Below are 24,553 nucleotides of genomic sequence, written 5' to 3' on the forward strand. Positions count from 1 at the left end.
CTCACACGGCTCTTGGCTGGCTGACGCCAGCTGAATATGCTGCATCCGCCGGGGTTAACCCCGGCGGATGCAAGCCGGAAGCTCGCATCACGCCCGGATGAGAAACCGGGGGACCGTCACTGCGATGCTCCCGACTAACTGTGTGAGCACGCGCGGTCACCAGGAAAGCATCGTCATGGCGACCATCGCGGGCTTAAGCCACCGCTCTAGGATCGAGCTTTCATAGAGCTCGTCAGGACCAGAACCGGCGTGAAACAACGTACGACGCTAGATCTGGCGAAAGGTATAACGCGTGGTAGGCCTTCGGAACGTCTCCGGGGCGAGTGCTCGCGTGATCGGTGGAAGCGAACGATCCGGACAGTCTGGGCGCTCGCATAGATGGCAGGCCGGACCGATCGGTGTTGTTCCGCTCGCCGCGGCTGCGTATCCGATCCGATCGGCGTGGCGCGCCTCACAGCCCAGAACCAGCAGCGTCGGTTCTGTATCTGCGGGCGCGCTGATCGCCCGTGCCCAGGTCAGATATCTCGCATCGTCCGGCAACACGGCCAAGTCGACCACTGTCTCCCCAGGCCGGCGTATTGCCCGGTGGACGCGCCAGCGTGGGCAACCGCCACCGAAGCGGGCAAAGGGCGTGCTTGCCTCCGCGAAACGCTTGGCAACATTGCCGGCAACATCCAGCTTGAGAAAGAACAGCGGGACGCCTCGCGCACCCGGTCGATCAAGCGTGGTCAGCCGGTGTGCGACCTGCTCGATCGACGCGCCGAAGCGATGTGAGAGGAGGTCGAGGTCGTATCGACTTGCTTCGGCGGCGGCGTGGAAGCGGGCATAGGGCATTACCAGCGCGGCCGCCGCGTAGTTCGTCGCGATCTGGAAGGCGAGCGCTCGCGTTTCCGCATTGGGCGGACCGGCGATCACAACGGCAGCAGCGATAGCCTCGCTCAACTCCACTTGCGCCAGCTGCACGGCGATGCCGAACAGGCGGCTCGCGGCCGAGAGCTGTTCCGAGAGCATCAAGCGGCGCCGGTGCAAGTCGTAGTGGCGTAGCGCGCCGGGAAGAACCTCCATCGGGACGACCCGAACAGTGGTGCCATGTTGTTCGCGCAATCGCGCTACCATCGCCTCGCGCAGCACCTCCGGATCGTCGCAGATGCCCAGCGATAGCGCCTCCGCCGCTTCGTCCAGCTCGGGAAGATGATTGCGACGCCGGTCTAGCCAGTCGCGCGACCAGGCGAGGGGCGAGGACAGGCGGGTATCTGACGCGCCCGCCGTTTCGACCCGGGCGGGTAACTGGCGCAGGTCCGCAAGTGCGCGGTACAGCCGCTTCACCGCCTCCGCGACGCCGGGGTAGTTTTCTGCGACTTCCAACACCTCCTGGCGGCCGATGCCGATCTCGCGGACTAGATCGTCAGCAAAGATCTCGTGCAGGTCGCTCGCCGCAGCTTCGTTCGCGCCCGCCACAAAGCCGCGCACGTCGATGTCATAGGTGTCCGCCAGTCGCAGCAGCATCTGCGCGGTGAGAGGACGCTGGTTCCGCTCCAGATGGTTGAGGTAGCTCGGCGAGACGCCCAGTTCCTCCGCCATGCGCGTCTGATTGATGCCCAGCTCGCGCCGGAGCATCCGCAGGCGCGGTCCGAGATAAAGCTTCCGATCGCGATTTGGCGCCACACTGTCGGTTTGTCATCATACGACAACGTGATCAAGTCACGATCTGACCCATCGTCAATATCCGTCCTTCCGATCCGTACGGGGCCCGTTCACCACCGCCTACGACTTACGGAGGGATCAATGATCTATCAGGACCTTGTCGCGGAATTGGTGGGTTTGATCGCGCGCCACGGGAATTGGAACGGCATCGCAGCGGAGGCAGCTGCGCGAATGCGGCTCCAGAACCGCTTCGACTGCGGGCTCGACATCGCGCGGCATACGGCGCGGATCATGCGGGCGGACATGGCAGCGTTCGACGCTGACCCGGCGCGGTACACCCAGTCGCTCGGCTGCTGGCACGGCTTCATCGGCCAGCAGAAGGTCATCAGCATTCGCAAGCATTTCGGCTCCACCGCGCGCCGGTATCTCTACCTGTCGGGCTGGATGGTGGCGGCGCTCCGGTCCGAGTTCGGGCCGCTTCCCGACCAGTCGATGCACGAGAAGACCAGCGTTCCCGCACTGATCGAGGAGCTCTACACCTTCCTGAAGCAGGCGGACGCACGCGAGCTGGGGTTGTTGTTCCGTGACCTCGACGCCGCGCGGGCCACCAACGACCACGCACGCGAGCGCGACCTGCTGGAACGTATCGACGCGTTCGAGACGCATGTCGTGCCGATCATCGCCGACATCGACGCCGGCTTCGGCAATGCCGAGGCGACCTATCTCCTCGCCAAGAAGATGATCGAGGCGGGCGCCTGCGCGCTCCAGATCGAGAACCAGGTGTCGGACGAGAAGCAGTGCGGCCACCAGGACGGCAAGGTCACCGTCCCGCATGAGGACTTCATCGCCAAGATCCGCGCCTGCCGCTACGCCTTCCTCGAATTGGGCGTGGAGGACGGGATCATCGTCGCCCGCACTGACTCACTCGGCGCGGGGCTGACCAAGCAGATTGCCTATAGCCGCGAACCGGGGGACCTCGGCGGCCAGTATAATGAATTTCTCGACTGCGAGGAGGTCAGCGACCTCGCGGCCCTGCGCGGCGACGTGCTGATCGAACGGGACGGACAGCTGGTCCGGCCCAGGCGGCTGCCGTCCAACCTGTTCCAGTTCCGCGAGGGCACCGGTGCGGACCGGGTCGTGCTCGACTGCGTGACGGCACTCCGGCATGGCGCCGATCTGCTGTGGATCGAGACGGAGAAGCCGCATATCGAGCAGATCGCGGCCATGACCGACCGCATCCGCGCGGTTGTTCCCGACGCCAAGCTGGTCTACAACAACTCGCCCTCGTTCAACTGGACGCTGAACTTCCGCCAGCAGGTGTTCGACGCCTGGACGGCGGAGGGGCGCGATCTCGCCGACTACGAGCGCGCGGCGCTGATGAGCGTAATCTATGACGGGACCGAGCTGGCGCGCGAGGCGGACGAGAGGATCCGGACGTTCCAGCGCGACGCAAGCGCGCGGGCGAACATCTTCCACCACCTTATCACGCTGCCGACCTATCATACCGCGGCGCTCAGCACCGACACCCTCGCCCGCGACTATTTCGGGGAAGCGGGAATGCTTGGCTATGTCGCCGGCGTGCAGCGTCGCGAGATCCGCGACGGCATCGCCTGCGTCCGGCACCAGAACATGTCCGGCAGCGACATCGGCGACGACCACAAGGAATATTTCGCCGGGGATTCCGCCCTGAAAGCCGGCGGCGTTCACAACACCATGAACCAGTTCGCCTGAAGGAGAGGAAGCATGACGACCGACACCATCCAGCCCACCCCCGCTCGCGCCCGAGCCGTCTTCTCCAACGAGGATTTCGGTCTGCTCAGGAAAGCGGTGATGCACTACCTGAAGCAGCCGGAGGTTCAGGACGCGCCGGAGTCGGTGAAGTACGTCAACCTGTTCCACCGGCTAGGCCGACTGGGTTGAGCCGAGGGACGATGACAACCTATTGCGATCGGGCGGGGCTGCGTGTCGCTGGAGTGCTGGCGGCCTTTGTGGAGGCGCGGGCATTGCCGGCGACAGGCATCGCGCCCGACCGGTTCTGGGCGGGGGTGGCCGCGATCTTTCAGCGGTTCGCGCCGGAGAACCGGGCGCTGCTGGCGCGGCGCGACGAGTTGCAGGCAGCGATCGACGCGCGTTACGCAGCAGGCGAAGCGGTGGATGAGAGTTTCCTGCGCGGCATCGGCTACCTGGCGGACGAGCCCGCGCCGTTCCGCATCGATACCAGCGGCATCGATGCGGAGGTAGGACAGTTGGCCGGGCCGCAGCTGGTCGTGCCGGTGCTGAACGCGCGCTTCCTGCTCAACGCGGCGAACGCCCGCTGGGGCAGCCTTTATGACGCGCTGTACGGCACAGACGCGCTGCCGGGTACGGCGCCTCCGGGCGGCTACGATGCCGGGCGTGGGGCGCAGGTGATTGCCTGGGCCAGGCAGTTTCTGGACCGCACCGTTCCGCTGGCGAGCAAAAGCTGGGCCGAGTGGAGCGGTGATGCGCCCGACCTCGCCGACCCTCGCCAGCTGATCGGCCGGTCCGGCGAGAACCTGCTGCTGCGCCACAACGGTCTGCACATCGAATTGGTGATCGACCGCACACACCCGATCGGCCGGAGCGATCCGGCCGGGATCGCAGACGTGCTGCTCGAATCGGCGCTGACGACGATCGTCGACCTGGAGGACTCTGTCGCGGCAGTGGACGCGCAGGACAAGGTCGCGGGCTATGCCCACTGGCTGGGCGTGATGTGCGGCGACCTGACCGTCATGTTCGAGAAGGGTAGCAGGCGCTTGGAGCGGCGGCTTGCTGAGGACCGGCGCTACGTCGCTCCGGATGGGATCGAGCTGGTCCTGCCTGGCCGCTCGCTGCTGTTCGTGCGCAACGTCGGCCACCTGATGACCACGCCAGCGCTCCTGCTGCCGGATGGCAGCGAGGCACCGGAAGGAATACTCGACGCGATCGTCACCAGCCTGGTCGGGCTGCACGACCTCATGGGGCTCGGCCGTCGGCGCAACAGCCGTGCGGGGTCGATCTACATCGTCAAGCCCAAGATGCACGGGCCGGAGGAATGCGCCTTCACCGACCGTCTGTTCGACGCGGTGGAGGACCTGCTCGGCCTCGCGCGCCACACGATCAAGGTCGGCGTCATGGACGAAGAGCGACGCACCTCCGCCAACCTCGCCGCCTGTATCGCCGCCGTCCGGCACCGGATCGCGTTCATCAACACCGGCTTCCTCGATCGTACGGGAGACGAGATGCATACCGCGATGCATGCCGGCCCGATGATCCGCAAAGGCGAGATGAAGGAAGCGACGTGGATCCGCGCCTATGAGGATCGCAACGTTCAAGTCGGCCTGGCTTGTGGACTGGCTGGACGGGCGCAGATCGGCAAGGGCATGTGGGCGGCGCCCGACCGCATGGCGGACATGCTGGCGCACAAGGCGGCACATCCGATGAGCGGCGCCAGCACCGCCTGGGTGCCGAGTCCGACCGCGGCGACGTTGCACGCGACGCACTACCACGCGATCAAGGTGGCGGACCGCCAGGCGGCGCGGGCCGGGGAAGTGGTGGCCCCGATCGCCGACCTCTTGACCGTTCCGGTCGCGACCAGGCGGAACTGGCGGCCCGAAGAAGTGCGGGCCGAACTCGACAACAATGTCCAGGGTATCCTGGGTTATGTGGTTCGCTGGATCGACCAGGGCGTGGGCTGTTCCAAGGTGCCGGACATCCACGATGTCGGCCTGATGGAAGATCGCGCGACGCTTCGGATCAGTGCGCAGCACTTGGCGAACTGGCTGCTTCACGGCGTTGCCACGCACGAGCAAGTGGATGCGGCCTTCGCCCGTATGGCGGCGAGGGTGGATGGGCAGAATGCCGGCGATCCGCTGTACCGGCCGCTCACACCCGACAGTTTCGCGATGCAGGCGGCAAAGGCGCTCGTGTTCGAGGGTGTCGCCCAGCCGAACGGCTACACCGAGCCGCTGCTACATCGATTCCGTCTTCAGGCAAAAAGTGCGGGGAATATGCACTCGAAGTCTGCGGCTTAGCGTCGGTACTGAACTGCGGCGATTCGCAACTTGAAGAAGATGCTTCTTTCAGCCGTGTCACCGGCGGGCTGTCTGACGGGTGCTGCGAAGCGCCCACACCCGACCAGCCAGCCCACCTCACCCGGCCTACAGCTTCGCCGTCAGTTCCGGCACGACTGTGAACAGATCTCCCACCAGGCCGATGTCGGCGACCTGGAAGATCGGTGCGTCCTCGTCCTTGTTGATCGCGACGATCACTTTGGAGTCCTTCATGCCCGCCAGGTGCTGGATCGCGCCGGAGATGCCGACCGCGATGTAGACTTCCGGTGCGACGATCTTGCCGGTCTGGCCGACCTGATAGTCGTTGGGAACATAGCCCGCATCCACCGCCGCGCGGCTCGCGCCGACGCCCGCGCCCAGCTTGTCGGCAAGCGGCTCGATCAGTTCGTGGAACTTCTCGCCAGAGCCGAGTGCCCGGCCGCCCGAAACGATCACCTTGGCGCTGGTGAGCTCGGGGCGTGCATTCTCGGCAAGTTCGGAGCCGACATAGGTGGACACACCCTTATCGCCCGTCGAAGTGACGGGCTGGACCGTGCCCGACCCGCCAGTTGCGGCCGCCTTGTCGAAGGCGGTGGTGCGGACGGTTACGACCTTCTTGGCGTCGCTCGTCTGCACGGTCGCGATCGCGTTGCCGGCATAGATCGGGCGGGTGAAGCTATCCTCGCCCTCGACTGACAATATGTCGCTGATCTGCATCACGTCGAGGAGCGCGGCGACACGCGGCGCGATGTTCTTGCCCGTGGTGGTCGCAGGCGCAACGAAGGCATCGTGGTTCCCCATCAGCTGAACCACCACCGGGGCGACATTCTCGGCCAGCGCATGTGCATAGGCGGCATCGTCGGCGACATGCACCGTGCCCGAGCCAGCGATCTGCGCGGCAGCCTGGGCAACGCCGTCCACTCCCTGCCCGGCGACGAGCAGGTTCACCTCGCCCAGCTTCGACGCGGCGGTGACCGCGGCGAGTGTGGCATCCTTTACCGTCGAACCGTCATGCTCGACCCAGACCAACGTTTTCATGCTTCCGTTCCTTCAGCCACTCCCACCCGTTCGCGTCGAGGAGGCATTGAGCCTGTCGAAATGCCGTTTCGAAACACGTCCACCTGGAGGCGGGGCCCTTCGAGACGGGTCTTCGACTTCGCTCAGCCCCTCCTCAGCAAACGGGGAGGGGAGGATCATCCTTACTTTGCGATGCCCATCGCCTGGAGCTTCATCGCCAGTTCGTCGACATCGGCTACCTTGATGCCCGCCTGGCGCTTGCCAGGCTCGACCACCTTGAGCGTTTTGATACGCGGGGTGACGTCGACGCCGTAGTCGGCCGGCGTCTTCTGGGCGAGCGGCTTGCTCTTAGCCTTCATGATGTTGGGCAGAGAGGCATAGCGCGGCTCGTTGAGGCGCAGGTCGGTGGTGACGATCGCGGGGAGGGTGAAGCGGTCGGTTTCCAGCCCACCATCCACCTCACGCGTCACGGTGACGCTGTCCGCCGCCAGCGTCACCCTCGAGGCGAAGGTACCCTGACCCCAGCCGAGCAGCCCCGCCAGCATCTGTCCGGTCTGGCTGTTGTCGTCGTCGATCGCCTGCTTGCCCAGAACCACGAGGCTAGGCTGCTCCTCCTCGACGATCTTCGCCAGGATCTTGGCGACGCCCAGCGGCTCCACCTTCTGCTCACTGGTGACCAGGATGGCTCGGTCGGCGCCCATGGCCAGCGCGGTGCGGAGCGTGTCCTGCGCCTTGGGCTCACCGAGCGAGACCACGACCACTTCGGTGACGCCCGACTTTTCCTTCAGCCGGATCGCCTCTTCGACGGCGATCTCGTCGAAGGGGTTCATGCTCATCTTGACGTTGGCGAGGTCGACGCCCGACCCGTCCGCCTTCACGCGAGGTTTCACATCGTAGTCAAGCACCCGCTTGACAGATACCAGCACCTTCATCGGAACCTCTCCTCAGAACGTCAGCCGAGCGCCAAGCGACAGAACCACCGCGTGCGGATACGAAGCGACCAAACGTTCGAGACCTAATCAAATTTAACATAATCTATGCTATCGCTTTCAGCTGGGACAAGGCGGTTTACGGCGTGCTCCGTAAGGGGAAGGCTGGTATCGCAGCGGTATCGCAGAACGCCGATGTTCTCGGCACGTTCTGGTTGGTATCGCACTAGAAAAGCTTGGAAAAACAATGTTCGGAGCAGTTTTTCAAGCAATGGCATTGCGAAGGTCAGGGGTTCGATCCCCCTCGGCTCCACCATTTCAAGACCCTGCTAGTGCCAGGGCTCGCCTTATCTGCGAATTCTCTTTGAAGAGCGCGTGACCACGTAGAGTTACCGCGGGACCGCAGACGCGCTGTGTGCGCTCCCTTCGGCCGAATAGGTCATCCAGCCCCCGGTGAAGTCCAAGACGTAGTCCGATCGGAGGCGGCGGTACTTTTCTCGTTGGCGCCGGTGCCTGCGTGTCCTGCTGCCGAATCGATCTGAGCCTCGGGCAGCCGAGCCGGTGCATCTCGGCTGACACCGTGTGTCGCGGTGGTCTGACCCACAAGCAGGGAGGAGTGCGGTGCGGAAGGGGCACGCCGTTTCCGCACCGCACTAGCTTACATCGTCATGGTCAGGCTTGCCTGGAAGATGCGGCCGGTCTTCAGATAGCCGCCCGCGCGATCGGCCGAGATGTAGCGCGTCGAGGCGGCCACCGTGTTGTAGTAGGTCGGCTCGTTGGTGATGTTGCGTGCTGCCAGTCCCAGCTCGATCTTGCTGGTCATGGCGAAGGCGACGCCCAGGTTCAGCTCGTCGAGCCCCTGGGTATAGGTGTCGGGCTGGGTGTCCTCGACATTGTACAGCCGCTTGCCGGTGTGGTTGTACCAGAGGTTCGCGCGCACCGGGCCCTGCTCGTAGAACAGCTCGGCATTGGCGATCAGGTGCGGCGCCTCGGGCAGGCGGCTGGTGCGGATTTCGTCCTCGCCCAGCTGATAGGTGACTTCGGTGTCCTGCACGGTCACGTTGCCGCCGATGCCGAAACCGCCCATCCAATCTGCGGGCGCCCAGTCGTTCAGTGCGAAGCGGAACGAGGCCTCGATGCCCTTCGCCGAGCCACCCAGGCCGTTGTACGGCTGATAGTAGATCACCCCGTCCACCGCGCCGGATCCGGTGCGGGTCGCGGTCGGCACGATGACGTTCTTCAGGTCCTTGTAATAGGCGGCAATCTGGAACCAGCGGTTGCGCTCGGTGCGATATTCGACCCCCAGGTCGAAGTTCCAGGCGGATACCGGCTTCAGGTCCGGGTTGGGACGGGTGACCGAGATCAGCTCGTCGGTGATCGCGTCGCGCTCCTCTGTGGTCGGGCCTGCAAGCTGGTTGAAGGCCGGGCGGCTATAGCTGCTGCGCGCCGAACCGCGAACCGTCCAGCCGCCAGGGGCACGCCACACCGCCAGGAGCGACGGGTCGAGATGGTCGTACTTGCGCCCCGCCTCGATGAAGCGCGCGTCGCTGTCGGCTTCGGTATTGGACCAGAAGCTGGCCGTGTAGCGATTATCTTCCCAGCGGATGCCCGGCATGACCTCGATCGTGCCTGCGTCCTCGGTTTCGAAGCGGAGCATCGCGGTCGCGAACACGGCCTTGCGCGTTTCCTCGCCCGACAGGCGCCCGCGGTTGAGGATGTCCTCGCTCAGGCCGTCGATGTCGACATAGCGCGACACCTGTTCCTCGATCGCCTCGCGGCTGATCAGCTTGATCGGGCGGGGGGTCTGGTGCCCCATGAAGCTGTCGAGCGTCTCGCCTGGGAACTGGGCGAGCGGCAGGCCGGGCACCGTGCCGCTGTAGAGGTCGGTCTGGAAGCGATAGCGCAGCGATCCGTCATCAATCGTCAGGCCCTTGCGATCGGCGCGCTCCCACAGGCCGCCCGCCTTGACGAGCGCGAGCACGCCGTCGCCGCGCCAGTCAATGTCGCCCTTGAAGGTCAGCTTCTCTTCCGAAAGGAAGCTGCGATTGGTCTGCACATAGTATTGCTGCGGCCGTTCCAGGCTGCCGACATAGGCGGCGGCCTCTGGCGACAGGATCGCGCGCGGCCAGTTGCGATCGGAGAGGTCGATCAACAGTCCTTCGCGCGCCACGCCGGTCTGACCGGGCGTGCCGATGTACGAGATGCCGCGAAACGCCGCCGTGTGCGACCGCGGCTGGTCGAGCCGACCATCGGCATAGGATCCGCTCAACCCGATGCTCACGCGCTCGCCCTTCCAGCGGCCGCCCAGCTGGGTGGAGACCAGCTCCTGCTCCACGTCCTCGACGCGGAAGTAGTGCGCCGGGTTGATGCCCATCGGCCGGTAGATGCCGGTGTCGTCATAGCCGCCGGGATTGGGATTGGTCTGGCCGCTGACCAGCTCATTGCGCAGGCCCGTCTGGTTCTGCGTGTTGGTGTTGTTGTAGCGGGCGTAGTTGACGCGCGCGAAAAGGTCGAGCGCGTCGGTGCGGTAATCCAGCGAGCCGCTGGCGCCGTAGCGCTCGATCTCGTTGTTGAAGAAGTTCCACTGGATGCCGTCGGCGGTCACCGAGTCCGGGTTCTCGCGCGGGGTCTCGCCTTTCACCGTCGCCTTGTACGGGTTCTGGAGCGCCACCGATTCCGCCGCACTCGCTCGGCGCTCGTAATAACCCGCGATGTAGACGCCGAACTGCCCAGCGCTGCCGAAGCGCTTGGCCATGTCGAGGCCGATGGCGCCGCCCATGCCCGCCTGTCCCTGATCGAGTGCCAGGTCCGCGGCCTGCGCCAGCACCCGGGCGCGCACAAAGGAACTGCCGAAGTCGAATGCGGTCGGAGTGCGCAGGTCGATGTTGCCTGCGATCGAATCCGCGTCCTTGTCGGCGCCCGGGGTTTTGTCGACGACGATGCCGCCGATCGCGAAAGGCGAGAACAGGTTGAGCGAGATCGCGCGGGTATTGCCGCCCGAGGTCTGGGGCAGGCGTAGCCCGTCGAGCGTATAGGCGTTGAAGCCGGTCTCGAACCCGCGAATCGAGACGAACTGCGCCTCGCCGGTCGCCGATCCGTTGCGTGCTTGATCGACGCTGACCGAGACGCCCGGGAGCTGCTTGGCCAGATCGGCGATGTTGGTTTGGGATCGCAGCGAGATGTCGCCGGTCTGCACCACGTCGATCGTGCCGACCGCGTCCTCCTCTTCCTGCACCAGCCGGCGGTCGGCCGCGCCGAGTACGACAATGTCGTTGTCGGTACGCTGCACCTCGGCGTCTGCGTCTGAAGCAGGGTCCGGCGCCCCGGCATAAGCGATGGAGGATGCCGAAAGCATCAGGGCAAGCAGCAGCGGCCGCCCAAGCGGGCGGAGGGAAGGCTTTGTCATGGGATCTCCCAGGGATTGCATCTGTCGAATGCAGATGTGGGCGACCTAAGTCCGCTACGTTACCGATCAGGGACCAATATATGTCGTCGACATGTCATCTCCGCTATGCTCGCGGTGCGATTAGAGCGTAATCGAGAGGACATGTTGCGGACCTAACGAAGCGCTTCTTTCCAGATCGCACAGGTTTGCTCATGAAACTCGGGTCCATGCTGCTGTCGGCCGTTGCCGCTGCCGTTTCTTGCGTGCCGGCGGCGGCGCAGGAACGGCCGGACCTGCAGCTGGAGAAGGTGGTGATGGTGGTTCGGCACGGGCTCCGCGCGCCGCTGGCGGACGAGGCGCCGGTCGGCACGATGGCGCGCCAGCCCTGGCCCGAGTGGCAGGTGCCCGAGAGCTATCTGACCGAGCGCGGTTACACCGGCATGCGGCTGCTAGGTGCTTATGATCGCGACACCTATGCCGCGCGCGGGCTGTTCGACGCGGCCGGGTGCCCGGTACCCGGCGCCGTGCGGATCCGGTCCAGCACCGCCCAGCGCGCGATCCAGTCGGGGAAGGCTCTGGCCGAAGGGTTCGCGCCAGGATGCGGCCTGGCCGTCGAGCATGGCGCGTCCGGCGATCGCGACCCGATCTTCGATCCGCGGGGCGCGGGCGTGGTCACCTATGACGGTGCGGCGGCAGTGGCGGCGATCGACAGGCATACCGGCGGTATCCAGGCGTTGGCCGGGCGGCACCGCGCCGCGTTCCGTACGCTGGAGGAGATCCTGGGCTGCCGGGGCAAGGGGATCGCGCGGCCGTGCGACATCCTGGCCGAGGAATCGGTGCTGAAGCCGGCGGCGGACCCTGCGTCGTTCGACTTTGGCGGGCCGATCCGGACGGCATCGGGAACCGCCCAGGTGTTTCTGCTCGAATATGCCGAGGGCTTCGACCCGGCGCGCGTGGGCTGGGGCCGTGCGACACCGGAAAAGATCGAGCAGATCGGTGCGCTGCACTCGCTGCTGTTCGACGTCCATGTCCGCGCACCCTATCTGGCCGGGCGGCAGAGTGCGGTGCTCGGCCGGCGCATCCTGTCCTCCCTTCAGGACCCGAGCGGGGCGAAGCTGGATCTGGTGGTCGGTCACGACAACAACCTGAACGCGATGGCCGCGGTGCTGGGCGTGACGTTCAAGGTCGATGGCTATGCCGAGAACGACGCAACCGTGGGCGGGGCACTGGTATCCGAGTTGCTGCGCAATCCCGGCAGTGCCGAGCGTTATGTGCGGGTGGCCTATCAGTCCCAGACGCTGGAGCAGCTGCGCAGCCTGGAGCCGCTGTCGATCGCGACGCCGCCCAGTTACAAGACCCTGGCGATCGCCGAATGCGCGGGTGGCTTCCAGGGCATGTGCACGCTGCAGCAGTTCGACGCGCTGGTGCGGGGCAGGCTGGCGCCGCTCGATGGTCCAGCGCGCTCTCGGTAGCGCCAGATGCGGCCGGCTGAACCGCGTCGCGCTGCGCTGCGGACACCGCGTTCAGGGATCAGCCGCTAATCCGACTCGCTGGCCGTGAGCGCGCGTTCCAGTGCGTCAGCAAGTTCGCTGGCCCGGTATGGTTTCGTCAGCGTCGGGACTTCCGCATATCCTTCGGCGCCTTCCGCGTGGCCGTAGCCGGTCGCAAAAATGAAGGGGATCTTGCGCTCGCGCAGGGTCTCGGCAACCGGGTACGATCGGCCACCGTGGAGATTGATGTCCAGCACCGCCACGTCGAACCGTTCGGTCCGGGCAAGTTCCAGCGCCGTGTCGAGACGCATGGCGGGCCCGACCACTTCGGCTCCCCGTTCGATCAGCAGGTCTTCAAGGTTCATGGCGACCAGCATCTCGTCTTCCACCACGAGGACACGCTTGCCGGTGAGTGTCATTCCTGCCCTTCCATGTTCGGCAGGGGAGCCTCAATCTCGCAGACCACCCCTGTTGGCGGATAGCGCAAACGCACTATCCCGCCGATTTCCGCTGCCAGCCCGCGTTCGATCAAGCGTGAACCGAAGCCCCGGCCTGACGGTGGCATAACCGACGGGCCACCCTGTTCCTCCCAGCGCAGGTGAAAGACGGGTGGCTCACCTTGCTCGACGCTGCAGTCGATCCGGGCGCGCCCGCCTTCTTGCGAAAGCGCACCATATTTGGCGGCGTTGGTGCACAGCTCATGCAACGCAAGCGCCAGGCTCACGGACGCCTTCGACCCGATGCGAAGGTCGGGTCCCGCATAGTCGAAGCGATTGGCCCCGCCGAAAGGCCGAAGCGCATTTTCGATGATCTGCCGGAGCGGCGCGGACGCCCAGCTCTCCCGCGTCAGGAGATTATGGGCATCCGACAGGGCCAACAACCTGCCCTCGAACGCGCGCCTCGCGTGATCGGGAACGCGCTCATCCCTGAACGATTGCACTGCAAGCGACTGCACGACCGCCAGCGTGTTCTTCACGCGGTGGTTGAGTTCGTTCACAAGCAGTTCGCGGTGCCTTTCGGCCTCCTTCCGCTCCGTTACGTCGGAGAAGGACACCGCGATGCCGCCGCCCTCCTTGGGAGCCGTTCGTATCTCGACGAATCGATCCGGCTTCAGCACCGACCGCATTTCTTGCCGGCTCTCGACCCGGTCGATCATGGTGCGACGGAGGACATCCTCGAACGGCGTACCGACCACTTCGGGAAAAACGTCCCACATGACGCGGCCAAGCACCTCGTCGCGGGACCGATCGAAATGGCGTTCGGCGGCACGGTTGAACAGGATCAGCCGCCAGTCCGCATCGATGGCGTAGAAGCCGTCGGACACAGCCTCCAGGACCGTCCGCATCCGGCGCTCGTTGTCGGCGAGCAGACGCGCCTGCTCCCGGGTGGCGCTCACGTCCTGAACCAGGCTGTAGAAGCCCTCTGTTTGCTCGTCCGACGTCAGCTGGGGCAGGTATTCGGCCTGTACGATACGGCGCACCCCGTCGGGAAAGATCAGCTCCTGCTCGAAGGAGAGGTGCTCGCCCGCCAGCACGCCGTCGATGTTCGCTCTCCCCTGGGCGAGCGCTTCCGGGTCCACAACGTCGAACACGGACTGTCCGATCACGTGCTCGCGCCGCCGGCCAAACCACTGCTCGAACGTCCGGTTCACGAACCGGTACCGCAGATCCTTGTCGACATGCGTGATGAGCACGGGCAGCGCGTCCGCCAGCATCCGCAACTGCTCCTCACTGTCGGCAAGCGCGGCCTTGGCCTGGCTGGTGGCGAGCTTCGCCTCGAGCACGCGCTCGCGGGACGCTGCTTCGCCACGAAGGTCCGCCAGCCGGATCGCCCCGGCTACACGCGCGCGCAGCTCCTGGGCGTTGAAGGGCTTCACGATATGATCGTCGGCCCCGGCCTCCAGGCTTTCCACCCTGGCCTCTTCACCGGCGCGCGCGGACAGAAAGATGATCGGGACGGCGGCCGTGGCCGGGTCCGCCCGCAGCTCCCGAAGCAGCGCGAACCCGTCCAGGCCGGGCATCATGATGTCCGACAGGACGAGATCGGGTGCGATCCGCTTTGCCGCGGCCAGGGCTTCCGTGCCGTTCGCGACCGCCGTCACCTCATAGTCGTCGCGCAACAGGCGCTCGACATAGGCGCGCATGTCCGCGTTGTCGTCGGCCAGAAGAAGATGCGGCCGCGCGGCGGGCAGGGACGCCCGGGACGCTACCGACTCTCCGGGCAGCCAACGAAGCGCTTCTTCGACATAGGCGTCTGCCCGGGTGGAAGCGGTGGCTGAAACCGCTGTGTCGCCGATGGTGCGGCCATAGGGCAGGATCACCCTGAAGGTCGCGCCGCGGCCCGGCCCCTCGCTCTCGGCCGATATCGTGCCACCGTGGAGTTGGACCAGCTTCTGGACCAAAGCCAGGCCGATCCCCGATCCTTCATGGCTGCGCGCGTTCTGACCCTCGATCCGGTGGAACCGCTCGAATAGCCGGGGCAGCTCCTCTGCCGCGACGCCCTCGCCGGTATCCGTCACGGTCAGTCCGACCCCATCGTCCAACCCGGCCAGCCGAACCCGGACCGATCCCTGATGCGTGAACTTGAAGGTGTTGGACAACAGGTTGAGCACGATCGTCTCGTACATGCTGCGGTCGACCGCCACGGGGCGAGGAAGGGGCTGAACGTCGACGGTGAAGTCCAAGCCGGCCTTCTCCATCGCGGATCGGAAGTTGGAGGACAGATCGGCGGTCAGCGCCGCAAGGTCCACGAGCTCGAAGCTCGCTTCGGCCCGATCGGCTTCTACCCTCGAGAAATCGAGAAGCGCATTGACCAGCCTGAGCAGACGTAGCGCATTGCGATGCGCCATCTCCAGCTCGCCGCGATGGGCAGGCAGGCGGTCAGGGCTGTCGGCCAGAGCGTCCTCCAGCGGCCCGAGCAACAGGGTGAGGGGCGTCCGGAACTCGTGCGACACGTTGGAGAAGAAGGCGGTCTTCGCCCGATCCAGTTCAGCCAACTCCTCGGCGCGCCGACGCTCGTCCTCGCGGGCGCGCGCGTTGCGCATGGCGACCGAAACCTGGCCGGCCAGCAGCTCGAAGAACGAGCGATAGCCTTCATCCAGCGAGCGGTTCGGGGATACGCCCGCAATGATCACGCCCAGCGCCGTTCCCTGGGCCCCGGTGATCGGGAGGACAAGGGCACAGCGGACGGGATCGGCATAGGGTCCGCCGACCAGCGGGACCAGGGTCTGCACATCGTCGACCGGCGTCACCTGGCCGCGCAATGCCGCGGCGACGGGCCACACGGCACCCGCCCCCTGATGCATGCGGTGCGGTGCGGCCACGCTGTGCTCCGGGATGCCGACTGCCGCAGTCCGGATCAGCTCGTCACCTTCGCAGAGGTAGATGGCGGCGAAGGGCACGTCGAGCGGATGTTCGGCCATGGTCTCGACGAGGTCGCGGGCGGCCTCGGCGGGTTCGCGCGCTTCACCGGCCCTCGCACCGAGTTCTCTCAACAGGCGCAGCCGTCGTTCGCTCACCAGCTGCTCGGTCACCTCCGAACACACGGCCAGCATGCCGACGATGTTGCCGTCGTCATCTTCGGCCGGCGCATGGCTGACCGAGAAGTAGGCCTCTTCGCGATAGCCGGAACGATGCATCTCCAGCGGCAGGGCCGCCGTCCAGTTCGCCAGGCCCGTCCTCATCACCCGGTCGATCATGGGCCCCAGCGTGTCCCAGGCCTCGGCAAGGGTGATCCGGATATCGTTGCCGAGGCCCGCCGGATGCCGGTCGCCAATCAGCTTCGAATAGGCATCATTGTAGATCTGGGTGAACGCGCCTCCCCAGGTGAGAACCATGGGATATTGGGACGACAAAAGGGTACGCACCGTCGAGCGAAGGCTCTGCGGCCAGCGCTCGACGGGGCCCAGCGGCGTGGCCGCCCAATCGATGAGGCGACCAAGCGCGCGGATCTCACCGGGGCCGGCAAACAGTTCTTCCGCGGAGCGGGATCGAAGCGGGACAGGATCAGACAAGCTATCGCAACCTTCGCGGTACATCAGCATCGTTGCTTTAGCGGTAAGCCGGTGAGGCCGCTACAGCGGCTCGAGAACGCGCCGGGGCGAGACACGGGTTGGTTGCTCACCTGGAGGCGAGCACCGCAAAGACGGCGAGCTGAAACAAACCTCCGACCGTCCACAATTTGGCAGACGGAGCTTCTCGCTCATTCGCGCACATCGTGTCGACTAGTAGCTCCAAGGCCCCGGCCGGGGAGCTTCACGATCACGTGCGGTACGGGATCAATCCTTCGCGACCGGGGCGAGATACTCCTCGTCCGTCACCTTCTCCATCCAGGTCACGGGGGAGCCGTTCACCGCTTCCTGGACCGCGATGTGGGTCATCGCTTCGTGCTGGGTCGCACCGTGCCAATGCTTGTGCTCGGCAGGGCACCACAGGATGTCGCCGGCATGGAACTCGAGCTTCGGGCCGCCCTCGATTTGGGTCCAGCCCACGCCTTCCGTGACGATCAGCGTCTGCCCCGCCGGATGCGTGTGCCACGCGGTACGCGCGCCCGGCTCGAAATGGACGATCGCGCCGCTGACGCGGGAGGGATCAGGGCGCTGGAACTGGCCGGTGATCGTGACCTTGCCCGTGAAATACTCCGCCGGGCCGTCGGCGGTCTTCATCGCCGCCTTGCGGGTGATTTCCATCTTCGGTTCTCCTTGCTGTGCATGCGCGATGGTCGGGAGGATGAGTGAGCCCGCCAGGATTGCGGGCGCGAAGAGCGATCGAGCGATCATCGTCAGTTCGCCGTGAAGCCGCCGTCGACGGGCAGCGCAATTCCGTGGACGAAGCTGGCGCCGGAACTCGACAGCCACAGGACGGCGGCCGCGACTTCTTCGGGTTCGCCAAGGCGTCCGATCACCTGCAGGCGCATGATGTCCTCCATCGCCTCAGGCTGGGTTTCCAGCATGCTCGCCACCATCGGGGTGTTGATCGTCGCCGGACAGACCGCGTTGATGCGAATGCCGAGCTTGGCGTAGCGCAGTGCGGCGCTTCTGGTCAGCCCGATCACGCCATGCTTGGTGGCGTTGTACGCGGCGAGATCGAGATTGCCGATCAGCCCGCCGATCGAGGCCATGTTGACGATCACGCCCGTTCCTTGCGCCCGCATCTGCTTCAGTTCGTGCTTCATACACGCCCAGGTGCCGCGCAGGTTGATCGCCACGACCCGATCGAAGTCATTGGTCGGCTGGTCGGCCAGATCGCTTGCGGGCGCCTGCACACCGGCGTTGTTGAAGGCGATGTCGAGGCGCCCGAACTCCGCAACCGTCCGTTCGATCGCTGCGGCGACCTGGTCTTCGTCGCGGACATCGCAGGCAAGGCCGATCGCTCTGCCTCCCTGGGCGTGGATCTTCTCGGCTTCGGCTTGGACGCGTTCTGCCTGCACATCGGTGAGCACCACGATGGCACCCGCTGCGGCATAGGCCTTCGCCGCGGCCAGGCCCATGCCCTGGCTTGCGCCAGTCACGAATGCGACCTGGCCCGTGAAGTCGTAGGTAGGGTTCATTGTTTGCCTCCGAAGCTGTCACCCCGGAGGTAGGCCTCGAACCGGGGCGGGATTAGCCCGGCAGCCGTTCATGAGACGGTGAGCGTCGCTCATCGCCCACGCTCACAAGCCCAAGGGACGGACTTCGCGGATGAGCTCGATCAGGAGGCGAAGCGCGGTCGGCACCTGGTGTCGGCTGGAATAATAGATGTGATAGCCTGGCCCCTGGGTGGCCCACTCCTCCAGAACCAGATTGAGCTGGCCGCGGGCCACGTACGGCGCGAAGGCCGGTTCCAGACCATAGATGAGCCCCATGCCCTGCAAGCCCAGCGTCAACAGAGCCTGAGTATCATCCACGGTGATCTTGCTGTGAACCGGCAGGGCGAACTCGCCCTCGGCCCCGTCGAACTCCCAATGATAGATACGCCCGTTCCCCAGCCGCACGCCGATGCAGCGATGCTGCTGGAGGTCCTGCGGCGCACCAGGCACCCCGTAGCGCTCCAGATAAGCAGGAGATGCCGCCACGACCCAGCGCAGGTTGGCGGAGAGACGCTGGGCGATCATGTCTTCGGGAACGGTGCCGCCATAGCGGATCCCCGCGTCGAAGCCGCTGCCGACCACATCGACCATGCGGTTGGTGGCAACGATATCGACTTCGATGTCGGGAAAGCGCTCGGCGAACAGCGGCAGCACCGATCCGAACAGCAACGGGACCGCATCGGCGACGACATTTAGGCGGATGCGGCCGGTTGGCGCATCACGGTAGCGATTGAGATCCTCAAGCGCTCGGTCGATCGCGGTGAACGGCTGGCTGATCGCGTCGCGCAGTTCCTCACCCGCCGCAGTCAGCGTGACGCTACGGTTGGTGCGATTGAGCAGCCTGACGCCGAGGCGCCCTTCCAACCCCTTCAGGGCGTGACTCAAGGCCGATGCGCTGACGCCTACCTCCAATCCCGCCAAGCGGAAGCTGCGGTGCCTGGCGATGGCCAGGAAGTAGGTGATGTCGGCAAGATCGGAACGGTTCGCAGCCACGGGCTACAGCCGATCGCCTGGATTAATCAGCGTCTCGAAGGACCGAGCATTTCTCTCGAACGTCGCCTGATACATGCCGAAGCCGAGCACGGTGCCGTCGTCCTCAAACAAACGATGGAGCGCTAGATGGATCATGGCTCTAGATCTTTCTGCGCGTCAGCCCCGCCCCTTCGATAGGAACAACCGCATCGAAGGGGAGAAGCGTGGCAGCTGTCCGCATCAGGCGATCGCAGGCAACTTCTCCAGATGCTTGTCCAGCGTGATCGGATAGTCGCGCACTCGGACGCCCGTCGCATTGTAGATCGCGTTGGCGACCGCCGCCCCGACCCCGCAGAGCCCCAACTCGCCCACGCCCTTGGCCTTCAGCGGGTTCGCCGTCGGGTCCGCCTCGTCCAGGAAGATCACCTCCTGGTGCGGAATGTCGGCGTGGACCGGCACTTCATAGCCGGCAAGGTCGTGGTTGACGAAGAAGCCGAAGCGCCGGTCGACCTCCAGTGCCTCCATCAGCGCGCCGCCGACGCCCATCGTCATCGCGCCGATCATCTGGCTGCGGGCGGTGACGGGGTTCAGGATCCGCCCGGCCGCACAGACCGCGAGCATCCGCCGCACGCGGGTGACGCCCGTGTACGCGTCGACGCCCACCTCCACGAAATGTGCGCCGAAGGTCGACTGCTGCATCTGCTTGCCGAGGTCGCCCCACTCCATCTTGTCCTCGACAACCAGCTCTCCGGAAGCCGCCGCCTCTGCCAGAGGGGCCGAGCGATTGCCGCTGGTGACCTTGCCGCCGGTGAACTGCGCGTCGGCCGAGTTGAAGCCGAGCCGCTGGGCCACTGCCTCGCGCAGCTTGACGCAGGCGGCGTAGACGCCCGAGGTCGCGCTGGCGGCGCCGAACTGGCCGCCCGAACCGGCAGAGATGGGGAAGCTCGAATCCCCGAGCTTCACGGCCACCTGCTCGATCGGCACGCCCATCATCTCGGCCGCGGTCTGGGCGATGATGGTGTAGCTGCCGGTCCCGATGTCGGTCATGTCGGTCTCGACCGTCACCACCCCGTCGCGGCCCAGCCGTACCCGCGCGCCGGACGGCAGGGCGAGGTGGTTGCGGAACGCCGCCGCCACGCCCATGCCCACCAGCCAGCGGCCGTCCCGCACCTGGGCGGGCTTGGCCTGGCGACGCGACCAACCGAAGCGGTCGGCACCTTCCTCCAGGCAGCGGACGAGGTTGCGCTGCGAGAACCGGCGCGTCGGCGTCTTGGGATCGACCTGGGTGTCGTTCTTCACGCGAAAGGCGATCGGGTCCATGCCGAGCTTCTCGGCCATTTCGTCGATCGCGATCTCCAGCGCCATCATGCCCGGCGCTTCGCCGGGCGCCCGCATCGCATTGCCCTCCGGCAGGTCGAGCACGGCGAGCCGCAGCGAGGTGAGCCGGTTGGCGCCGGCATAGAGCAGCTCGGTCTGGTTCACCGCGGTCTCTGGGCCGCCGCCGGGCAGATCGCCCGATCCGCTCTCGTGCGCGATCGCGGTGATGGTTCCGTCCGGGGTCGTGCCGATGCGGATGCGTTGGCGCGTCGCTGGCCGGTGCGTGGTGTTGTTCGCGATCAGCGGGCGTTGCAGCGCGAGCTTCACCGGCCGCTTCGCCGCGCGCGCGCCCAGCGCCGCCAGCACCGCGTCGGTGCGCAGGAACAGCTTCCCGCCAAAGCCACCGCCGACATAGGGCGAAAGGAAGTGGATCTTCTCCTTCGGCATCCCCAGCGTCTTGGCCAGGTCCGAGCGGCCCCAGTCGATCATCTGGTTGGACGTCCAGAGCGTCAGCTCGTCGCCGTTCCAGGCGGCGATGGAGGCGAACGGCTCCATCATCGCATGGCTGTGGTCGGGCGTCGTATACAGTGCGTCCAGCTTCACGGGCGCTGCCGCAAAGGCCTCCTCGAACTTGCCGACCCGGTGCTCGGGCGGGGATTCGCTGCCCTCGCCGCTGTTGCCACCCGTCAACGGCGCGGTCTTGAGCCCCTCGTCCAGGTTGAAGCGGCCGGCACCCCGGTCATAGTCGACGCGGATCAGCGCGGCTGCGGCGCGGGCCTGCTCGAACGTCTCCGCCACCACGACGGCGATCGCCTGGTGATAATGGGCGACCTCCGGTCCGCCCAGCAGCTTGGCCGTGTTGTAGTTGCCCTTGCCGAGCTTGCCGGCGTCGGCGGCCGTCACGATCGCGATCACCCCCGGCGCCGCCTTCGCGTCGCGCAGGTTCATCTCGCGGATCCGGCCCTTCGCCACGGCCGATCCCACCACATAGCCATAGGCGGCGTCGGCAACCTCATGGTGGAACTCATAGGCATAGGGTGCCGTGCCGGTCGTCTTGAGCGGTCCGTCGATGCGGCTGTGGGCGCGGCCCACGACCTTTTGTTGATCGATGGGGTTGGTGCCCGCGGGCGTGTCGAACTTCATGCGGACCTCGCTTCGGTCATCACCGCTGCCAGCGTGCGCTCGGCGAGCGGCAGCTTGAATGCGTTGTCGTGCGTGGGCTTCGCCCCGGCGAGCAGCCTCGCCGAAACGGCCCTGGCGCCCTGCGGCATCGCCGCCTCCGCCGCCTCGACCCGCCACGGCTTGTGCGCGACGCCGCCCAACGCGACCCGGCCCGTGCCGTCCTTCTGGACGATCGCGGCGACGGAGACGACGGCAAAGGCATAGGAGGCGCGGTCGCGCACCTTCTCGTACATCTGGAACCCGCCCACGGGCTTCGGCAGCGTCACCGCGGTGACCAGCTCACCCGGGGTCAGCACATTCTCGATATGCGGCGTGTCGCCCGGCAGCCGATGGAAGTCGGCGATCGGGATCGATCGCGTCTGCCCCTGCGGGCTCACCGTCTCGACCGTGGCGTCGAGCACGCGCATCGCCACCGCCATGTCGCTGGGATTGGTCGCGATGCAGGCCTCGCTCGATCCGATCACCGCGAGCTGGCGCGAGACACCGCCGATCGCGCTGCAGCCGGAGCCCGGCTTGCGCTTGTTGCAAGGCATGTTGGTGTCGTAGAAATAGGGGCAACGAGTGCGCTGGAGCAGGTTGCCCGCGGTCGTCGCCTTGTTGCGAAGCTGGCCGGACGCGCCCGCCACGATCGCACGGGCGAGCACACCATAGTCGCGGCGCACGCGCGCGTCGGTCGCAAGATCGGTGTTGGTGACGAGCGCGCCGATCCTGAGGCCGCCGTCCGCGGTCTTCTCGATCTTGTCGAAACCCAGGTCCTGTACGTCGACCAGATGGGCCGGCGCCTCGATCTCCAGCTTCATCAGGTCGAGCAGGTTGGTGCCGCCGGCCAGGAACTTGGTGCCCGGCCGGGCCGCGGCCTGGGCGGCCGCCACCGGGTCCGTAGCGCGCTCGTAGGTAAAGGCCTTCATGCCTTGGCTCCCGCCACTTCGGCCATGGCCTCGGCGATGTTCGAATAGGCGCCGCACCGGCAGATGTTGCCGCTCATCCGCTCCCGCATCTCGATGTTGGTGAAGCCGGGCTTTTCTGTCAGGTTCGCCTGCACATGGCTCGGCACACCCCGCTTGATCTCGTCCAGTACCGCAACCGCCGAGCAAATCTGGCCCGGCGTGCAATAGCCGCATTGGTAGCCGTCGTGGCGCACGAACGCGGCCTGCATCGGGTGCAGCTTCTCAGGCGTGCCCAGGCCCTCGATCGTGGTGACCGTGTCGCCTTGGTGCTGGGCGGCGAGGCTGAGGCAGGAGTTGATGCGGACGCCGTTCACGATCACCGTGCAGGCGCCGCACTGCCCGTGGTCGCAGCCTTTCTTGGTGCCGGTGAGGTGCAGGTGCTCGCGCAGGGCATCGAGCAGCGTGGTGCGCGGATCGAGCGTGAGATCGCGCTTCCGGCCGTTCACCTCAAACGAGACGGGCATGGTCGGCACCGCTTCCGCAGCGGTTGTCGCCTGCGCTGCCGCGGCGCTCGCCGGCGCAGTCGCGGCGACCGCCGTCGCCGCCCCGCTGGCAAGAACGGTTCGGCGAGACATTCCGAATTCAGCCTCTACGGCCATGATATAGGTTCCTTCTTCGCCGATCCGTCGGCGCCGCGCATACGCTGGCCGCACCGCCGTTGCGCGCACCTTCGTTCCTTCTAACGCTTGGCACAGGCGATCGCGCCTGCAAAGCAACTCAACGAAGCGATGAATATTGTTCATCGAAAAGCGTAACGGTGGGAGATCGCCGTCAGCTCCGACGGGCGCAGATCGGCGGAGGTGCCCAGCCGCGCGACAGGGCGGGCAGCTGGGGTGGGGCGATCAGCCAACGCGAGGTTTGGGGGATCGCTCAGCGGACCCTCGACATGGGTGCGGAGGGGGCCTGTGCCAAAGCCTGCTCGAAACGAGTGGCGGCACGGCGGGCGGAACCTGCGTTGAGGTGTTGGCCGCATGGGGACACCGGCCATCGGTGACAAACCATTGCGATGCCGGAGTTCAGGCGGCCAACAGGAAAGTTGCGCGCTTCTAGATCTGCACGACTCCCATTAGCGCCAGGATCAGCACGGTCGCGATGGCCGAGATCACGAGCGACCCCAGGCAGCCGATCCGGCGGGAGAAGAGCAGGAACAAGGGCCTTAGCCCTTCAGCTGCTCAGCGGCGGCGTCGAGCGCGGCGCGATCGTTGCCGATGCGGGCGATCAGATCGCGCGCCTGCTGCGCATGCAGGCCATGCTTGCGGGCGAAATACTCCACCTCATAGGGTTCTTCGGCCGCCACCGTCCGGCGATCGGCGCCGCCCACCTTGGTCTTGTCGTCTGCCATTTCCAGCCTCCTGATAGGTAGAACTGGAATCCGCGGCACTGCGGACTGGTTCCCGCGCACCGACCGAAGGAGCGTCAGTTGATCTCGATCCGCACCGTCTGCACTCCAGGCGCAACGGCGATGTCGACGACCTTGGCGCCGCCTTCCGACTTGATCACGCTGACCTTGCCGTTGCGCTCCAGGTGCGCCTGCTTCACGCTTGCGGGGTCCGCCACACCTTCCTCGCGCAGCGCCTCGCTGAGATCGCGGTCTGTCATATGGGCGGCACGGAGCATGTGCTCGTCGACGATGCCTTCGCGGATCAGGATCTCGTCGCGTCCTTTGATGAGATGCCCGAAGCCATGCCACCGCACCGCAACGGCCGAGACCAGCCAGTGCAGCGCGACGACGGCCGCGATGGCCGCAAGCGATGGCAGGATGGGCGCGTTGCCGGTGATCGCGCGGCTGGCGATCGATCCTATGACGATGCCGACGATTACGTCGAACGCGCTCGCCCGGCTGAGGAAGCGTTTCTTGCCGATGCGGACGATCGCGAGCGTGGCGACATAGAGGACAACTGCGCGGCAGGCCATCTGCCCGGCCGAAAGCGCCTGCGCCTCACGCCCGATGCCCAGCAACAGTTCTGCCCAGTCCACGTCGTTTCCTTTCCTGCTGCCAATCCGATCGCTTAACGCGGGAAGCGGGCCGCAGTGCGCGCCGGCAGGAAAATAGAAG

At 66.1% G+C, this 24,553-nt stretch carries 19 protein-coding genes; 4 read left to right on the forward strand and 15 right to left on the reverse strand.

Annotated features, from left to right (window positions below):
* Nucleotides 1-267: 267 nt before the first annotated feature.
* Nucleotides 268-1,665 (reverse strand): short-chain fatty acyl-CoA regulator family protein, encoded by a 1,398-nt coding sequence (locus tag MHZ35_RS09640; RefSeq protein WP_132883708.1) that lies wholly within the window; start codon nucleotides 1,663-1,665, stop codon nucleotides 268-270.
* 120 nt (nucleotides 1,666-1,785) lie between these two features.
* On the opposite strand from MHZ35_RS09640, the gene MHZ35_RS09645 reads away from it, so the two are divergent.
* Genes MHZ35_RS09645 through MHZ35_RS09655 form a run of 3 tightly spaced genes read left to right on the forward strand, consistent with a single transcriptional unit; the run spans nucleotide 1,786 to nucleotide 5,675 of the window.
* Entirely contained in the window at nucleotides 1,786-3,375 is a 1,590-nt protein-coding gene (locus MHZ35_RS09645; RefSeq protein WP_132883707.1) for an isocitrate lyase, read from the forward strand.
* Nucleotides 3,376-3,387: 12 nt separating this feature from the next.
* The gene (locus MHZ35_RS09650; RefSeq protein WP_165890034.1) at nucleotides 3,388-3,564 is read left to right on the forward strand and encodes a hypothetical protein; all 177 of its coding nucleotides are present in this window, start codon (nucleotides 3,388-3,390) and stop codon (nucleotides 3,562-3,564) included.
* An 11-nt stretch (nucleotides 3,565-3,575) separates the two neighbouring features.
* Nucleotides 3,576-5,675 (forward strand): malate synthase G, encoded by a 2,100-nt coding sequence (locus MHZ35_RS09655; RefSeq protein WP_132883706.1) that lies wholly within the window; start codon nucleotides 3,576-3,578, stop codon nucleotides 5,673-5,675.
* 126 nt (nucleotides 5,676-5,801) lie between these two features.
* Here the strand turns inward: MHZ35_RS09655 and MHZ35_RS09660 are convergent, their stop codons facing one another.
* From MHZ35_RS09660 to MHZ35_RS09670, 3 genes are all read right to left on the reverse strand, one after another.
* Complete coding sequence (locus tag MHZ35_RS09660) at nucleotides 5,802-6,731, reverse strand: electron transfer flavoprotein subunit alpha/FixB family protein (RefSeq protein WP_132883705.1); 930 nt, start codon at nucleotides 6,729-6,731, stop codon at nucleotides 5,802-5,804.
* A 161-nt stretch (nucleotides 6,732-6,892) separates the two neighbouring features.
* A complete protein-coding gene (locus tag MHZ35_RS09665; RefSeq protein ID WP_239435408.1) occupies nucleotides 6,893-7,642 on the reverse strand; it encodes an electron transfer flavoprotein subunit beta/FixA family protein in 750 nt (249 codons plus the stop codon).
* A gap of 655 nt (nucleotides 7,643-8,297) precedes the next feature.
* On the reverse strand, nucleotides 8,298-11,045 hold the full coding sequence (locus tag MHZ35_RS09670; RefSeq protein ID WP_239435409.1) for a TonB-dependent receptor: 2,748 nt from the start codon (nucleotides 11,043-11,045) through the stop codon (nucleotides 8,298-8,300).
* 191 nt (nucleotides 11,046-11,236) lie between these two features.
* Between MHZ35_RS09670 and MHZ35_RS09675 the strand changes: the two genes are divergently transcribed.
* Nucleotides 11,237-12,496, forward strand: coding sequence for a histidine-type phosphatase (locus tag MHZ35_RS09675; RefSeq protein WP_239435410.1), 1,260 nt, complete (start codon nucleotides 11,237-11,239; stop codon nucleotides 12,494-12,496).
* A 65-nt stretch (nucleotides 12,497-12,561) separates the two neighbouring features.
* On the opposite strand, the gene MHZ35_RS09680 is transcribed toward MHZ35_RS09675, so the two are convergent.
* The 11 genes from MHZ35_RS09680 to MHZ35_RS09725 all read right to left on the reverse strand — a co-directional run bounded on the left by MHZ35_RS09680 (nucleotide 12,562) and on the right by MHZ35_RS09725 (nucleotide 24,474).
* Complete coding sequence (locus MHZ35_RS09680; protein WP_132883790.1) at nucleotides 12,562-12,933, reverse strand: response regulator; 372 nt, start codon at nucleotides 12,931-12,933, stop codon at nucleotides 12,562-12,564.
* The gene (locus tag MHZ35_RS09685) at nucleotides 12,930-16,151 is read right to left on the reverse strand and encodes a PAS domain-containing protein (RefSeq protein WP_446741042.1); all 3,222 of its coding nucleotides are present in this window, start codon (nucleotides 16,149-16,151) and stop codon (nucleotides 12,930-12,932) included. The genes MHZ35_RS09680 and MHZ35_RS09685 overlap by 4 nt, the downstream gene beginning before the upstream one ends.
* 639 nt (nucleotides 16,152-16,790) lie before the next feature.
* Entirely contained in the window at nucleotides 16,791-17,201 is a 411-nt protein-coding gene (locus MHZ35_RS09690; protein ID WP_239435412.1) for a (R)-mandelonitrile lyase, read from the reverse strand.
* 92 nt (nucleotides 17,202-17,293) lie between these two features.
* Nucleotides 17,294-18,061 (reverse strand): glucose 1-dehydrogenase, encoded by a 768-nt coding sequence (locus MHZ35_RS09695; RefSeq protein ID WP_239435413.1) that lies wholly within the window; start codon nucleotides 18,059-18,061, stop codon nucleotides 17,294-17,296.
* A 102-nt stretch (nucleotides 18,062-18,163) separates the two neighbouring features.
* Nucleotides 18,164-19,072, reverse strand: a complete 909-nt coding sequence (locus MHZ35_RS09700) for a LysR family transcriptional regulator (RefSeq protein ID WP_342453513.1) — start codon at nucleotides 19,070-19,072, stop codon at nucleotides 18,164-18,166.
* 3 nt (nucleotides 19,073-19,075) lie between these two features.
* A complete protein-coding gene (locus MHZ35_RS18030) occupies nucleotides 19,076-19,207 on the reverse strand; it encodes a hypothetical protein (RefSeq protein ID WP_274615794.1) in 132 nt (43 codons plus the stop codon).
* Between the two features lie 84 nt (nucleotides 19,208-19,291).
* Nucleotides 19,292-21,511, reverse strand: coding sequence for an aldehyde oxidoreductase molybdenum-binding subunit PaoC (paoC, locus tag MHZ35_RS09705; RefSeq protein ID WP_239435415.1), 2,220 nt, complete (start codon nucleotides 21,509-21,511; stop codon nucleotides 19,292-19,294).
* Nucleotides 21,508-22,458 (reverse strand): FAD binding domain-containing protein, encoded by a 951-nt coding sequence (locus MHZ35_RS09710; protein ID WP_239435416.1) that lies wholly within the window; start codon nucleotides 22,456-22,458, stop codon nucleotides 21,508-21,510. Before MHZ35_RS09710 ends, paoC begins: the two co-directional genes overlap by 4 nt.
* A complete protein-coding gene (gene paoA / locus MHZ35_RS09715) occupies nucleotides 22,455-23,096 on the reverse strand; it encodes an aldehyde dehydrogenase iron-sulfur subunit PaoA (protein ID WP_239435417.1) in 642 nt (213 codons plus the stop codon). Before paoA ends, MHZ35_RS09710 begins: the two co-directional genes overlap by 4 nt.
* Before the next feature lie 557 nt (nucleotides 23,097-23,653).
* A complete protein-coding gene (locus MHZ35_RS09720) occupies nucleotides 23,654-23,839 on the reverse strand; it encodes a DUF3606 domain-containing protein (protein WP_239435418.1) in 186 nt (61 codons plus the stop codon).
* Nucleotides 23,840-23,913: 74 nt separating this feature from the next.
* The gene (locus MHZ35_RS09725; protein WP_239435419.1) at nucleotides 23,914-24,474 is read right to left on the reverse strand and encodes a DUF421 domain-containing protein; all 561 of its coding nucleotides are present in this window, start codon (nucleotides 24,472-24,474) and stop codon (nucleotides 23,914-23,916) included.
* Between the last annotated feature and the right edge of the window lie 79 nt (nucleotides 24,475-24,553).

Source organism: Sphingomonas sp. ACRSK (assembly GCF_022346685.1).
In the GTDB taxonomy this organism is placed as follows: Bacteria; Pseudomonadota; Alphaproteobacteria; order Sphingomonadales; family Sphingomonadaceae; genus Sphingomonas; species Sphingomonas molluscorum.